This is a genomic window from Paenibacillus sp. FSL R7-0331 (assembly GCF_000758645.1).
Lineage (GTDB): Bacteria > Bacillota > Bacilli > Paenibacillales > Paenibacillaceae > Paenibacillus_AQ > Paenibacillus_AQ camerounensis.
Genome location: NZ_CP009284.1, coordinates 6,579,014 through 6,594,845 on the forward strand (window position 1 = coordinate 6,579,014; position 15,832 = coordinate 6,594,845).

Sequence of the window (15,832 nt, forward strand, 5' to 3'; positions counted from 1 at the left end):
TCCTGCCTGTGGAATCCTCAATGTCTGTTATTTCACCAAACAACGAAAAAAACCGCGATTATCCGACACAAAAATACTATATTCTTACTAATGCTCCTTGAACATTGATGCGCTATAATCGTAGCAGTGATAGCAAATATCACTTAACTTTATAGAGTCAGGGCTGGTGGTGCAAACAATGAAATTGGCAACAAAATTAACTTGGATGATGCTCATCGTATTACTTCTCGTCGGATCATCCATCGGGTTCTTCGGATACCGCGCCGCGTACAAGCAATTGGATGAAGCAGCGGGTATCGAACTGGTAGGCTGCGCCAATATAACAACCGGACTCGTCGATCCGGCCGATATCTCGGCTCTGGCTGCAGGAGATACCAGCAAACTGGCCGCTATCGAGGACCGCATCGGCTGGATCAATGACCATAAACCGATTTTTAAAGAATCATTTATTCTCTCCCTGGACGGCACCATTCTTGCGGCTGATGCCAATCTCAAAGAAAGAGGATATAAGGCCGGGGACCCGTTCTATTTTGCAGAGGAAGACAAGGATATGATCAATACCATGAAGCATTCCGCATACTCCAAGGTTTATACCTATCAAGGCACCTCGCTCAAGACAGGCTACGGCCCCATTTATCAGGATCACGATCCCACTAAACCTATTATTGCCCTTATGGCTATCAATTTTGACGGTACCCTCGTTCAGGAACGGACACAGGATATTATCCTCCAGCCCTTCATTATCGGGGCATCTATTCTGGTAATCGCTATTCTGGCCGCATACCTATTCATCCGCCGCACAACAAGACCGCTGACCAGGCTCTCCAGCTCAGTTAACACGGTTGCCAAGGGTGATCTTACCCAGGAGACGATCCTGATTAAAAGCAAGGATGAGATCGGTACGCTGGCCCGGGATTTCAATGAAATGACAACCAGCCTGCGCAATCTCATTACCCAGGTCAATGATACCTCGATGCTGGTCGCCTCTTCTTCACAGGAGCTGTCCGCCAGTGCGCAGGAGACGAACCGTGCGGGAGAACACAGCGTCAATGTAACCATCGATCTTGCTGACGGGGCTAATACCCAGCTGCGCAATCTCGAAGGCAGCTACCGGTCTGTGCAGGAAATGTCTCGATTTATCACCGAGATCGCCGGCAATGCCGACAGTGCCATGAACACAGCCTCCAGCAATGCCCTCAAGGCACGCAGCGGACGTGAATCAATGGACTCCACTACCTCTCAGATGCAGATTGTCAGCGACAGCATCAGCGATTTATCAGGAATTATCGAGACGCTGGGCAGCCATTCCAAGGAAATTGAAAATATCGTCGGCACCATTGCCAGCATTGCTGAAGAGACCAACCTCCTGTCCCTTAATGCCGCAATTGAAGCAGCCCGTGCAGGAGAAGAAGGACGGGGCTTTGCCGTGGTAGCCGGCTCCGTACGCAAGCTGGCCGAGCGTTCGGCCAAATCAGCCGCCCAGATTGGCGGGCTGGTCAGCCTTATTGTTAATCAGATGGACAAGGCCGGAGAGACGATGCAGCGCTCCACTGATGAAATGGTCGAGGGCAAAGCCATGATTATGTCTGCCGGCAAATCATTCTCCGAGATCGAAACCTCTGTATCGGATATGTCCTCCCAGAGCCAGCAGATCTCCGAGACCGTCCGTGATCTGGCCCTGATCTCTGAGGATCTTGTAGCCGCCATCCAGAGCATTGTTGCCGTCTCCAACCAGACCGCGGAAGGCGCAGAGATGCTCTCCGCCTCCTCCGAGGAGCAGCTGGCTGCCATGCAGGAAGTTGAAGCTTCCGCTGCTTTCCTGTCTTCACTTGCGGAGAAGCTGCAGGTACTTGTTGAGAACTTTAAAATATAGGATTTGATAAAGGGAATTTCAGTGCCGGCGGGAGGGGAGTTGAGGTAAGGCCGCGGCTGCGGGGAATGTTTGGACTTCCGGACGCTGTTGTCTGCAGATTTCTTGATTTAACTGCTGATCGCAGTGGAAATCCGCAGACAGCCTATGCTACCGATGCTAGCTTTTCTGCGAAAAGCTTTCAGGCGGACGCTACGCTCCTACAGTTCCAAACTTCCCCTCCGCCGCTTCCGCCTCAACGTTCATCTCAATACCCTTTAAAGAATCGCCCTTAAAGAGGGGGATAGAAAAAAAAGCAGCAAGTCCTGATAACGGACTTGCTGCTTTTTTGGGGTTACTTACAGATGATGCGAGAGGAGGTCCGGCAGATGTCGACGCGCTTTGATACGCAGCACTCTCGCCTTCCATCACTCTTCCATTTTGCAAACTTGAGGCTTTAATTCATTTAGTTGGATTTTTGTTACTTAAATCCGGTCATTTTTCGCTTTTACAGCGATTAGGTGGAAAAAGGGCATCTATTCGGGTCATTTCCCGCTCCAGAGGCAATATCGGGCAGATTAAGTGGCGTTTTTCCAGCTAGTTCACCAGCAGCAGGAATAACAGGAGAATTAACTGACGAAAATCCAACTAAATTTGGATGGGTCGCAGTACCGGCGATATCATCAGCACGCTTTCCGCTAACGCTGGAATAAAAGCAGACTATGTATCTAGCAAGCGGGGTGTGTACTTAAACATACTCTTCAGCTAATAAAAAATCACTTGGCAACCTGCTCTTCAAGCAGATCGCCACGTAGCTACAAACGGTCTAAGCCGTAGCCGTATTCTCGATAAACCACTGGCCAAGCTCATTTACCGGCATCGGACGGCCGTAGTAGAAGCCCTGCATTACCCGGCAGCCTAATGACTGCAGCAGCTCAATCTGCTCCGGGGTTTCGACGCCCTCGGCGACTACCTCCATGTTAAGGTTGCTGGCGATAGCGATGATATTGCTGATAATGGCCTTTTTAGAATGCATTTTGCTCTTGCGGATAAATACCTGGTCGATCTTCAGCGTATTTACCGGGATTTCATCCAGGTTACCCAGTGAGGAGAAACCGGTTCCGAAGTCATCCAGCGATACGCGCACTCCGATATCACGGAGCTTGGAGAGCTGGGCTACCGTCTCCTCCATATTGTTCATTGCAATCGATTCGGTAATTTCCAGCTCCAGAAAATGCGGCTCCAGCCCTGAGCTTGTAAGCGCCTCTTCCACTACCTCATACAGACTGCCGTTCTCAAACATCCGGGCCGACATGTTAATGGATACAGGTACATTTGCCACCTGGTCCTTATGCCAGCTCATATTCTGGGCGCAGACATCATGCAGCATCCAGTAGGTGATCGGCACAATCAGTCCGGTCTCCTCGGCAATCGGGATGAACTCCGCCGGAGAGATAACTCCGTGCTCAGGATGCTTCCAGCGCAGCAGTGCCTCAAGGCCAACCGTGACATTCATCAGCGAATCCCACTTCGGCTGATAGACAACCATGAATTCAGACTGGGCCAGCGCTTTGCGCAGATCCTTCTCCAGCGACATCCGCCGCAGCTGATACCGGTTCATCTCCTGGTCAAACACACTGAATTTGTTCTTGCCGGAGTCTTTTGAGGTATACAGCGCCGTATCCGCCGCCTTCATCAGTGCAGACCGGTCCGTGCCGTGTGCCGGGCTCATACTAATGCCTACACTGGCAGTCACATACAGCTCATTGCCTTCAATGCTGTATGATTTCTTAAGCTCCTGAAGAATGTGCTGAGCCTGTGTCTGGGCATTCTCTATACTGGAATCCGGCAGGGCAATCAGGAATTCATCGCCGCCCAGCCGGAACACTCTGCCTTGGGAGCCTACGCATGTTCTCAGCCGGTCTGCAACCTCCTGCAGCAGCAGATCACCGATATCATGTCCGAGTGTATCATTGATTGATTTGAAACGGTCCAGATCGACGAAGAAAACAGCACCGGAATTCACCCCGAAGAACTCTTCCTTGAAATAACGCTCCAGGCCATGGCGGTTTGGCAGCTCTGTCAACGGATCATGATAAGCCATACGTTCCAGCACATGCCGGTCCAGGAGCACTGCCCCGCCGGAAATCACCAGCATGAATAGTGTTACAAGCGATACTCCGGTAAGCAGAATGACATCCGTCTCCATTACGACAGGCTTAGTGCCGAGCCAGCTGTCATATTGAATGTGGCTTGTTCTGAGACTTACATAATGCATACCCGTAACTGCAAAGCCGATGAACACCGCCGAACCAAGCTTCCAGCGCTTATCTAAGTACTCCTGCTCCCGGAATCTATGGAACAGGAAGATGCCGATATATGAGGATAGCAGGGCAATCAGAATGGAGATGCCCTGGGCAAAGGGTTCAAACTGAATTGTTCCTTCCATTTCCATAGAGGAGATGCCGATATAGTGCATGACAGATATTCCTGTACCGAGTACCCCCCCGCTCAGAATCAGCCGCCGCATCCGTTGGCGCGGGACAGTAGCTATCCACAGGGCTGCGAGACTGGACAGCATAATGATCAAAAGGGACAACACCGCTCTGCCCGGCCGGTAGCTGACTTCAAAGGGAAAATGGCTGGCCATCATGCCGACGAAGTGCATGGCCCACATTCCGCTGCCGAGGACACAGGCAGCGGACATAAGCCAGAGCCGGCGGATTCTTCCAGTGGACTGGGTAACCTGTGAGATCAGATTTAGCGCCGAGTAAGCTGCTGTTACAGCAAGTGCAAAAGATAGTAAAACAATCCAAGTATTATAGTGGGTTCCCATTTGATCCATAGTTGACCTCTTCACCGGTTAAATTATCATTATCGCTGCAGCTCATTCTCTAGTACAAAAAATCTATTTACGAATATCAGATAAATGGAAGAGTGTATAAAGATTATAGAATGCTATGAGAAGTAACTTTAGCTGTATTCTACCTTGTATTTGCTGTACTGTCTAAGTAAATACTGGAACTTGAACCCTTTTTTCAGCACCGGCAAAAAATGTCCATATTTGTCCGCCGGCACCCGTGCAGACAGCTGGTATTTACATGTTCTACAGCTCCGTCCGGGGAAACGATATCCGCCAAACCCACCAGTTGACCGTTACCAGAACTGGAGCATAGATGTAAATTCCATAAGGGATAAGACTGATTACATAATGAAGCCCGCCCAGTCCCATCAGGATGAACATCTGAACGAAGGCGGTTCCCGTGAATTCCTTCTGCCTGGCAGCACTGTATTGCTCCGAGAAGGGCAGTGATTTGGGTAAAAGACGGAAGCATATTACCGAATACAGCAGCAGAGCCGGCAGTACGGCAAGCAAATGCGGGAAAAGCCGCGAACCAAACAGCCACAGGAAAATCACACTTTCTATTATAAAAAGCGGCAGCAGCAGACGGAGTATCACTGCCTTAAGCATTCCGCTATAGACCGGAGACATTCCCGGCAGGGGAATCGCCTTATAGATCCAGGCGGCCTTATAGCTAGTGGAATAGCGCAGCATCTGCACGGCCGTCATCATGAGCAGCCCGCAGAAATAGATGAACAAAAAACCGCTGGAGCTGCGGAAGCTCTCCAGGCCGCCGCCGCTCCACAGGATGTTAAAGATGAAGATGAACGGCAGCACCATTGAGAGTCCAAAGGTTGGATAGACCTTCAGCTTGAAATCCCGTTCATTGCGCATCATTGACCACGTAAACCGGAAGAACAGCTTCTCCTCCCGGCTTCCGCAGACAAGCTCCGACAGCCTGCGGGCCAGCCGCCCGCTGTCTCTTCCGCCGGCATTCTCCTCCGACAGCTTCTGCAGGCTCCGCTCAAACAGCGGCATCAGCCTGATATACACTGCAAGCAGCAGCAGCGGAATGATCAGAACCATCACGGACATGACAACCAGACCGGCAGACCGGTTCCCGCCCAGCAGCAGCTCAAACGGTGAGGCGAACCAGACCGGCGCAATCAGATACTGCCACCAGGCAGGCTCATAGGAAAGCGTAAGATCCGCCACATTAAAGAGGCGGGCAATCAGCTGATAACCGACCGCAATACCGATGGACAGAATGATCTGTACATAATTAATTAGGTCCTTCAGCTTTTCCCCGTCAAAAATCCGCAAAATCAGCAAATAGACCAGCGCTGTAAACACAAGAATCAGACAATCCATGAGGATAACAGCTGCTGCATAGATAAAAAAGAACGTAGGCCCCTGTTTGAATAAGGAGACGATCAGCGATGGTCCTGTCACGGTCAACGTTAAAGTAAGCAGATAGATGAATATATGAAGACTTTTAGCCATATTCAGCGTCCTGCGGTCTACCGGTTTGGAGAAGAGAATATTTTTATCCCTCAAATCCAGCATGACCGAGGAAAAATCAGAGATTAGCGTCGTGCTGATCATAAACATCAGGATTCCGAAGGTGATGCTCATTGAATACATATAGTTGCCGTCCTGCACCACAAAAAGTATCAGCATCAGGCCAAGCAGCAGGTAAATCCACTGTATCCGCAAAGGTGACCCCTCAGCAGTCTCCTTGGCATCCTTTTGTCCTGCAAGCACCGTCGGTGTCCGCCTGCTGTCCATGGTCAGCTTGACCTGTAGAATACTCCGCAGCACCGGATAATTAACCCCGGCTCTCCGGAAAATACCCTGCAGCCTGTCCAGCAGCTTCAGCACATAGAACTCAGTCACCGGAATCACCTTCTCCGATAACCTCAACGAATTCTCCGGCAATGTCACGGTAACGGTCAAAGCCGGTCAGCTCATTAAAGATCGCCTCAAGCGAGCCTTCCCGGCTTCGCTCCCTGAGCTCGGCAAAGCTTCCGTCCGCCACAATATCTCCGCCGTTAATCAGAATGATCCGGCTGCTGATCTTCTCAACCACATCCATAATATGCGAGGAATAGAAAATCGTCTTGCCGCGTGCTGCCAGCGAGGCAAAAATCTCCTTAACCACCATCACACTGTTGGCATCCAGCCCGCTCAGCGGCTCATCAAGAAACAGGATATCCGGATTGTGCAGCATACTGGAGATTAGCAGCACCTTCTGCTTCATCCCCTTGGAGTACGAGGAGATCCGCATGTCGTAAGCCTGCTCCAGATTAAGCAGCCCCATCAGCCGCTTCGCCTTGGCCTCCGCCTCTGTATGCTTCATGCCGTAGAGTTCACCGATGAAGCCGAGGTATTCTCTGGCCGTCAGGCTGTCGTACAGCTCAGCAACCTCCGGGACATAACCGATTCTTTTTTTATAGTCAGTATTGCCGTCCGAAATATCCCGTCCAAAAATCTGTACCGTGCCTGTATAGCCTTCCACCAGCCCTAGCATAATCTTGACCGTGGTACTCTTGCCCGCCCCGTTCGGGCCGATGTAGCCGATAATCTGACCGGGATAAACCTCCAGGTCGATGCCTCTCAGAACCATTTTGTCGCTATACTTCATCCATAACCCGGAAATTGAGATAACCGGCTCTTTCACCAGACTCATAAGTATAGAAGCTCCTTTCAGTAGCTGTAATAGGATAAACAATCAGCAGCCTTCCAGCATTGTCCCTATTCTACCAAAATTGGGCATATCGAATCTATTATAAATATCTGCATTAAAAAAGACGGCCCCGAAGGCCGCCTTACTCCTATATCATTGTCTTACAGCTTATTGCGCCAGCAGATTATAGATAACCTGAGCCGCCTGGGCTCTTGTCGATAATCCCTGCGGATCAAGCTTACCGCCGTTCCCTGACACAATTCCGCTTGCAGTAAGAGCCTGCAAAGCCTCCTGGGCATAGCCTGCAACCAGCGAAGCATCGCTGTAACCGGACAAACCGGCAGCCGCAGCACCTTCAGGCAGCTCATTCAGGATCTTCAGCGAGCGGTACAGCAGGGTGAACAGCTCCTGACGCGTGATCTGATCATCCGGTTTAAACTGGTTATCCCCGGAGCCTGTTGCTACACCCAGCTCTTTGGCCGCAGACAGATAACCGGTGTAGTAGGTATTGCCGGCATCCGTAAAGTTAGCCGCGCCTGCAGCCTGCGGTGCAATTCCGTAAGCTTTTAGCAGCAGGACCACGAACTGGCCCCTTGTAAGTGCAGCATTCGGGCTGTAATTATTGGCGTCGGTACCGGAAGTAATGCTCCGGGCTGCCAGATAACCAATGGCCTCGCTGTACCAGGAGGATGCTGCTACATCGGTGAAGCTGACCTGATTATAGCCGATAATATACTGGGAGAAGTGGGTTGTTACAAATTCCACACTGCCTGAAGCTGCCTGATAATTCCCGCGTACGGTCTCCAGGCTTCCGGCAGGAGTAATGTAGTAGACAACAACAGCATGGGGTTCTTCACCTGTCTGCAGGGCGTAGGACACGTTAACCGTTACCTTGCCTCCGCCGAATTCGGCTACGCTGCTGTCTCCGGCCTTTACTTCCAGATCATACACCGGTCTGTCTCCAAGCACCGCCTTGCCTTCTTCATTCAGGGACACCTTGCCGATCGTAATCGTGATATCGCCTGTCTCCGCCGCTCCGCTGATAGCCTGTGCAGACCGTGCATCAAAGGTAATGATGCCCACATTGGCATAATTAATTTTAATTACTGCATTAGTGCCTGAGGCAATCGCATTAAAGGCATCTCTCGGCAAAGTGAGCTCTGCCGTCTGGGTCTGGGCCGGCGATGCCACTTCAATTTCGACAACCGCCTGCTTGCCCTCAGCTTCTGCCTGCTTGGCACTGTCAGCCAGCTGCTGAACCTCAGCCGCCGTTAACGTTGCCGTAGTAACGCCCGTGGACTCATCCGTGGACACTGCAGCCTTAGCTGCTGCTGTTACCGTATTGCCGGCAGTGGTCGTAGTCGGAGCCGGAGCCGGGGTTGCCGCTGGTGTCACCGTTCCTCCCCCGGGATTGCTGTTCCCGCTGGAAGGAGCCGTATATACCGGAACAACAACATCGGTAATCCTGCCCGCCTTGTATCCCTCTTTGGCTGCATATCTTACATTATATGTGCCCGGAGCCAGGCCGGTAATTTCCTGGCCGGCAGCATAGACATAGCTTGTAGCGGTAGCCGGCTTGTATTCCTGGGCTGTGGTCGTTCCGGTAATCCGGCCGTCCTTGTTCTCTGCGGTCGTCGGGGCAATACCGGTCAGGCCCGCAGGCGCTTCCTGGTCTGCAGCATAGGCCGGTACAACTACCTCTGTAATCCGGCTGGCGCTATAGCCCTCTTTGGCAGCATATCTTACTTCATAGGTTCCCGGAACGAGACCCGTAATTTCTGCATCTGTTGCATATACATATTCAGTTACCGTAGACAGCTTATATTCCTGGGCTGCTGTCGTCCCTGTAATACGTCCGTCCTTGTTCTCCTGCGTAGTAGGAGCAATGCCGGCAAGACCGGCCGGTGCAGCCTGCTCTCCATAGCCCGGCACCTCAACACTGACGGATTGGCCTGCGTTATAGGCAATCGCCGTTGCGCCGTCTACAGTAGTAGGACCCTGATACCCGGCTGCCGCTGCATATCTCACCAGATAGGTTCCCGGCGCAAGACCGGTGACCGCTTCACCCGTCACAGCCGTATACACCGCATCGGTTACACTTCTGTACTCCAGCGATTTGTTCAGAGTACCGGTAATCCGGCCGTCCACAGCTGCAGCTGAGCTAGGTGCTGCTCCGCTCAGACCGGACGGTACTGCTTCAAGTCTGGAGAAAATGCTGTTCAGTGCTTTAACCGTATTATTGTATCTGTGCCCCACCGGGTAGGTAATGTTTCTGGTATCGGTAAAGGCAGGCTGGATGTTCTCCCAGCTGTACATCAGCTCCACATGTCCGAGGATTGGGGCGCTGTTGCCGTCTGTATCCTTATTATCCTTGTTATACGTGAACAGATACGGGACCTGCAGCCTGTCACCGGTAACGGTATTACCGTTCCCATCGACATAGCTGATAACCGAAGGCTTTGCAGCCGTATTGTTTTCTGTCTTGATGTTAGTCAGATACGTTTTTACCAGATCCACATACAGCTTGGCATAGGCATGATTCGTGGCGCGGATCTGCAGCTCATTGTTATTGTGCGGATTGGCACTGCCTTTTGTACCGCTGTTATTGCCGGTTTCGGCAACCGTCACACCGGCGTCCAGCTTCGTATCGAAGAAATAGATTGTATCGATATTGTGCTGTTTGGCATATTCATTGATGTATTTAATAATTGCCTGCGTGTTCGGGCACCAGGAGCCGCCCAGCAGAATCGCATAATTGCCTTCACTCGCCAGAATCTGCTTCAGCTGGTGATAGGTCACATGCTCAAACACAAGCTCACCGTCAGCATCATTAAAAATAGTCGGCTTGCCTTCGTTCTCTCCCTCATAGTTCAAATTGAAGGCTGCCTTAATATAGGCGGATTCATTAATCACACTGTAAGTCGCGGCAGCACTGAAGACTTTACCCGCCTGCGCTTTATACGCAGCGGCCTTGGCCTGATCCAGCGAACCGCCGGTCTGGAAATCAGACCACGACTTGCTTTCATTCAGATAGGCCACAATCGGCGCTTTATTACCGTTTGCATCCACATTATTTTTGTTGTAGATGAACAGGAAAGGTGATTCGATCTTGTTCACGGTAACCGTCTCGCCCGCCTTATTAACGTAGCTCACATTGTGCTCCGGGTCCTTTTTATCATAAAGATTCAGGTTCTTCAGATACTTATTGACCAGATCCACATATTTGTAGGCGAACTTATTCGAGCTGTCTGCGATATTAAGGCTGTCACCGTCCAGCCGGGTATCAAAATTATAGACAGTGGATACGCCGTACTCCTTGGCCGCCTCATTGATGAGCCCGATTTGAGCCTGAGTCTGCTCGCTCCATGCTCCGCCTACCAGCACAGCATAGTTACCCTCACTTTCAAACAGATGGACGATATCCTCGTAGGTTGCTGTTTTAAAAACATGATTAGCATCATTCAGGTGCTCATACACGTTATCAAAATAGTTATAATGGCTGACTTGCCCTGCAGCTCCGCTATTCAGCAGCGCTTCCGCCTGGGCAGCAGGCTCTGCCTTGACGGCCTGTAACGGCAGAACAAACAGGGCGGCTGCCAGAAGCAGCGACAGTATTTTCTTGGATTTCACTGGTTGTATCATGTATGCACCTCATCATTTGGGATTGGATTGCGGCGGCTAATCTGCAGCCGGAGTTAAGATTCAGGACGTAAGCAGCAAGGTCTGCTTACGGGCAAATCTCTTCCTCTACTGCAGGAGCCGGCGCCGGTTCAGCGGCAGGCGCACTCACCGGTGCGGCCGGTGCATTCACCGTGCTGGACTGTACCGGAGCGGCTGCAGGCGCAGCTGTTGCCTTCGCCTTCACGACTTCCGTGGCGGAGAATGTAACAACCTTTGCCGGAGCGACTGTTGCTGCAGGTGCTGCAGGCGCAGCCGTCGCCACCGGTGCAGCTGTTGCTGCAGGCTGGGCAGCTTGCGCCGTTACCTGCTTGGCAGGCGCTGCGGTTGCCTCCGGCGCCTTAGCTGTTTGCGGCTTCGCGGCTTCGGCAGCAGCCGCTGCCGGAGCCGGCGTTGCAGCTGCCAGAGCGGTCTGCGGCGCTGTAGTTGCCGCAGCCTGCTTCACTGAAGCGGCTGCCGGAGCTGGCGTAGCGGACACCGCTGCCGGAGCGGCTGCAACTGCTTCGGCTGCTGCCGGGGCTGCCGTTGCTTCCGGCGCAGCAGCGGAAGCGGCTGCTGTTACCGGCTGCGCGCTCTCTGCCGGAGCCGCTTCGGCAGCAGCCAGCGGCTCAGCAGCCGGGGCTGCCGCCGCTTCAGGTTCGCTTGCTGCAGGAGCAGCAGCAACAGGGGCAGCCGTTCCGGCAGTAGCGGCGGAGGTCTCGTCTTTAGCCGAAACCGCTACAAAGGTAAGTGCCGAGAACACTACGGCTCCCGCAACAATAGCAATCGTAAGTTTTTTCATAAGTTAACCTTCCTTTTCTCCTCGCCCGGGCTTTCAGCGGCAATGCGCATCTGCTCAGGCTGTTTTTGTTGGATTAGATCATGCTGAATACAAAATAAGATCCGGAAGAATAGACGCTTGCGTCTTACTTCCGAATCTCCGGCGGTCCAGTCGATTCGTTCTCTATAAATGATTCAATTTGTCCTTACTGCAGCCTCCCCCCTTACTCCGCAATAAAAAAAGATCCAACATTACAGACGCATAGCTGCGTCTCATGCTGAATCTCCGGCGGTCCAGTCGATTCCTATTCACTTGCAATTAAGTTCCATAATATTCATGCTATCATCTCTTGTCAATTAAAACTTTATTTTTCACACTGGTATTATCGGAATTAAAATATTTTTACATATTATTACATTGACATTCATAAAATTCCTATATACATTTAATCACATCAAAAAAGTCGGTTTAGGAGGTCTTTGTTTACAATGAAAGATATTGACAACAATCTGCTGTCTGCACTTGAGACGAACTGGTACGGTCTGGTCGTCTCCCTTGCCGTGTTCGCAGTGCTTTTCCTTTTGGCACGCAAACGCGTCGGCTTCGGTACCCGGGTCATCATTGGCCTGGTTATCGGCCTGGTTACCGGTATTTTCTTTCAATACCTGGAATTCGAAACAAATGCAATCACAACATTCGGCAGTATTTACGTCAGCCTCATCCGCATGCTCGTTGTCCCTTTGGTCTTTGTCCTTGTACTCAACAGCATTGCTTCCTTAACAAACCTGGAGGCTCTGCGCAAAATCGGGATCAAAACCTTTGCCTGGTTCCTCGGCACAACCGGCATCGCCTCTATCATCGGGCTGCTTATCGCTCTGCTCTTCAATCCCGGAAAAGGCATCCAGCAGGCTGTGCCTGAAGGCTTCACAGCCCGGGAAATCCCGACCTTCTCCCAGGTTATTCTGGATCTTGTGCCGTCGAACCCGGTCAATGAAGCTGCCACTGGCAAGGTTGTGCCCTTGCTGATCTTTGCGATTTTTGTAGCGGTTGCCATCATTAAGGTAGGCTCGAAGAAGCCGGAAGCCGTCAAGCCGGTGCGTGATCTGATTGAATCACTAACCGCAGTGCTGCATCAGGTTGTTAAATTCGTAATCCGGCTGACCCCTTACGGCGTGTTCGCCCTGATTGCCGGAATTACAGCCCGCTACGGCTGGGAGACGCTGCAGGAGCTCGGAAGTGTCATTGTCGCTTCCTATGTGGCGCTAATTCTGCACTTTGTGCTCGTATTCGGCGGTCTGGTGCTGCTGGTCGTTAAGGTCAACCCGCTGCGCTTCTTCCGCAAGGTGTACCCGACCATTACCGTCGCCTTCACAACCCGGAGCAGCTACGCTACGCTTCCGGTTAATCTAGAGGTCATCACCAAGCGCCTGCACGTTTCGCCGCGGATTGCCAGCTTTGTGGCCCCGCTCGGCGCATCTGTCAATTTTAACGGCTGTGGCGGCGTATGGCCTGCGATTGTAACCGTGTTTACCGCTCAAGTGTACGGCATTCATCTCTCTCTAACGGATTACATAACCTTGGTATTGGTCAGCATAATCTCCTCCATCGGTGTAGCAGGTGTTCCCGGTCCGGCCGTTATCTCCACCACCGTCGTGCTGACTGCACTCGGTCTTCCGCTGGAAGGCCTGGCTATCGTTGCCGGTGTAGAAGCGCTCATTGATATGGGCCGCACTGCAGTTAACGCTACAGGAACCTCCGTTACCGCGCTGCTGGTGGCGAATTCGGAAGGCGAATTCGACCGCGAGGCGTTTGGCCGCGATGACGACGGGGATGACGTTCTGCTTAGTCCCGTGTAAACGAACGCTTTCCCTGTTTAACCCGCAGCAGTAAAAAGCCAAAAAACCTCCGTATCCGCTGTTACAGCAGAGATACGGAGGTTTTTCAACGTACAATTAAGACTACAGCAGGCTGACCCGCTCGCGCCGCCGGGCGGAGTCAAGACAGGCTTCAATCAGCCTCATGCTGAGCACCGGATCATTCCCGGCAGCAAGCGGCTTGCCTCCACGGACTGCGTCAGCGAAATGATCCGCCTGCGCCACATACGGGTTAGCTCCGGTTGCCGCAAACCTGCTGACTTCGGCGCCTTTATAGACCAGAAAATCAGCATCCTCAAATCTGGCATTGAACGGTATCGGCACCTCAATCATCCCCTCGGTACCGAGCACCTCCAGCAGCTGGCGGTTGTAGGCCCACATGCCGCAGTCGAAGGTCAGGCTTACGCCGCCGGGAAACTCCACCAGTCCGGAAGCCATCATGTCCACATTGTCATGCTCCGGCGAGAATATCGCCTGAACCGTCACAGCTTCAGGCTCGGCGTCAAACAGCAGCCGCGCCGCACTGAGCGGGTAGCAGCCGACGTCATACAGCGAGCCGCCGCCCCAGGCAGATTTGAAGCGGATATTCGTGGTATCCCCGGCATCATTATAGGTAAAGGCACCGCGAATTGCGCGCAGCTCACCGATATCTCCCCGGGCGATAATCTCCCGCAGCTGCGCAATCCGCGGATGATGGCGGTACATGTAGGCCTCGGCCAGATGCACCCCTGCCTTGCGGCAGGCTGCTACCATCTCCTCCGCCTCGGCGCTGCTGAGTGCAATCGGCTTCTCGCACAGCACATGCTTGCCTGCTTCCGCTGCACGGATAACCCATTCACGGTGCAGGTGATTGGGCAGCGGAATGTATACAGCATCAATCCCCGGATCAGCCAGCAGCTTCTCGTAGCTGCCATAGGCTTTACTGATGCCGAACTCTGCTGCCACCCTGCTGCTTTTTTCCAGACCCCGGCTCGCCACAGCCTCAATCACACCTGACTGTGATTCCTGAATAGCCGGCATAACAGAGCCTGTAGCTATCTGGGCGCAGCCGAGTATCCCCCATCTGAGCTTCTGCGTCATAGATGTACACCCTCCTTATAAATGAATAAGAATGTAAATATATCTACTGACACTCTATCACAGAATAGGAGGCATAACTAATTACGCAGCCGTCAGATATTCAGCATGCCCAGCAATACTGCAGCAGCCAGTACAAAGATCCGTGCCGTACTCATCAGCACAAAATTTTTGACCGAAAGAATAAACGTTGATGCCTTCTCCTGCTTCTCATGGAACACAGCCATGTTGCGGCGCAGAGGAATCAGCGTTATCAGCAGCAGCGCCACCAATACCGGATGGACACCGAGAATCAGCAGAACCGCCATATCCAAGTAAGAAACATAATAGAGCAGCTTGAACAGCAGCAGCGCATTGGAACGTCCGATATAGACCGGCAGGGTATACCGGCGGTTCTCCAGATCATCCTCGATATCGCAGATGTTATTAGCGAGCATAATCCCGGCAATCCCGAGAATCGCCGGCACCGAGAACCAGAAAATATACAGTACCTCAAGGAGGTTAACGTGCAGGTCAACCCAGCCGCCTTGCAGCAGCAATGTAACTACACTCTGTTCTGAGTGAATGTAAGCCGAGATAAAGATAATGACAAAGCCCATAAACAGCCCGGAAAACAGCTCACCCAGCGGCATCCGCGAGATCGGAATCGGCCCGAATGAATACAGAATGCCGATCAGGAAGGACAGCCCGCCCAGCAGAAAAATCAGCAGCCCCGTCTGGAAGACGAGAGCAATCCCGCCGCCCACGGCCAACAGGAGCAGTACCGCGATGGTAGTGACTACCGTGCTTTCTTTTAGCTTATAGTGAACGATGGCATTATGGGTCTCATAGCCGTAGCCGTGCGTCTTGGCCGCTTTTTTGAAATCATAATAGTTGTTGATGGCCGTTGTCGCCATATCAAAGCTCAGCAGGGACACCAGCATCAGGAGAAAGCGCAGAACAGAGAAATCCTCAAACCGGTACAGCGCATACAGCGTTCCCATCAGGAACGGAAGCATACTGGCCACCTTCGTCGGCAGCTCGACAAACCGCAAAAAGCTCCTTACATTCACTGCAAACCACCCTT

General features: G+C 52.2%; 9 protein-coding genes. 2 read left to right on the top strand and 7 right to left on the bottom strand.

Features of this window, described 5'->3' with window-relative positions; translation table 11 throughout:
* The first annotated feature begins 178 nt into the window (after positions 1-178).
* Positions 179-1,873: a methyl-accepting chemotaxis protein gene (locus R70331_RS28690; RefSeq protein WP_042181449.1), complete on the top strand. Its 1,695-nt coding sequence runs from the start codon at positions 179-181 to the stop codon at positions 1,871-1,873.
* Positions 1,874-2,675: 802 nt separating this feature from the next.
* Here R70331_RS28690 and R70331_RS28700 read toward each other — a convergent pair.
* The 5 genes from R70331_RS28700 to R70331_RS28720 form a co-directional block, all read right to left on the bottom strand.
* A complete protein-coding gene (locus R70331_RS28700; RefSeq protein WP_042181453.1) occupies positions 2,676-4,694 on the bottom strand; it encodes a putative bifunctional diguanylate cyclase/phosphodiesterase in 2,019 nt (672 codons plus the stop codon).
* Between the two features lie 261 nt (positions 4,695-4,955).
* Positions 4,956-6,587 carry a hypothetical protein gene (locus R70331_RS28705; RefSeq protein WP_042181455.1) on the bottom strand — a complete coding sequence of 544 codons (1,632 nt, stop codon included), beginning with the start codon at positions 6,585-6,587 and terminating at the stop codon, positions 4,956-4,958.
* A complete protein-coding gene (locus tag R70331_RS28710) occupies positions 6,580-7,380 on the bottom strand; it encodes an ABC transporter ATP-binding protein (RefSeq protein WP_042181457.1) in 801 nt (266 codons plus the stop codon). Before R70331_RS28710 ends, R70331_RS28705 begins: the two co-directional genes overlap by 8 nt.
* 165 nt (positions 7,381-7,545) lie before the next feature.
* A complete protein-coding gene (locus tag R70331_RS28715; RefSeq protein WP_042181459.1) occupies positions 7,546-11,019 on the bottom strand; it encodes an S-layer homology domain-containing protein in 3,474 nt (1,157 codons plus the stop codon).
* Between the two features lie 85 nt (positions 11,020-11,104).
* Positions 11,105-11,836 (bottom strand): hypothetical protein, encoded by a 732-nt coding sequence (locus tag R70331_RS28720; protein ID WP_052419256.1) that lies wholly within the window; start codon positions 11,834-11,836, stop codon positions 11,105-11,107.
* A 467-nt stretch (positions 11,837-12,303) separates the two neighbouring features.
* Between R70331_RS28720 and R70331_RS28725 the strand changes: the two genes are divergently transcribed.
* Positions 12,304-13,671, top strand: a complete 1,368-nt coding sequence (locus R70331_RS28725; RefSeq protein WP_197071379.1) for a dicarboxylate/amino acid:cation symporter — start codon at positions 12,304-12,306, stop codon at positions 13,669-13,671.
* Between the two features lie 102 nt (positions 13,672-13,773).
* Here R70331_RS28725 and R70331_RS28730 read toward each other — a convergent pair whose 3' ends face one another.
* Together R70331_RS28730 and R70331_RS28735 are read right to left on the bottom strand one after the other, a co-directional pair.
* Positions 13,774-14,769 carry a Gfo/Idh/MocA family protein gene (locus tag R70331_RS28730; protein ID WP_042181461.1) on the bottom strand — a complete coding sequence of 332 codons (996 nt, stop codon included), beginning with the start codon at positions 14,767-14,769 and terminating at the stop codon, positions 13,774-13,776.
* Positions 14,770-14,861: 92 nt separating this feature from the next.
* Positions 14,862-15,818 carry a 1,4-dihydroxy-2-naphthoate polyprenyltransferase gene (locus tag R70331_RS28735; RefSeq protein ID WP_042181463.1) on the bottom strand — a complete coding sequence of 319 codons (957 nt, stop codon included), beginning with the start codon at positions 15,816-15,818 and terminating at the stop codon, positions 14,862-14,864.
* Between the last annotated feature and the right edge of the window lie 14 nt (positions 15,819-15,832).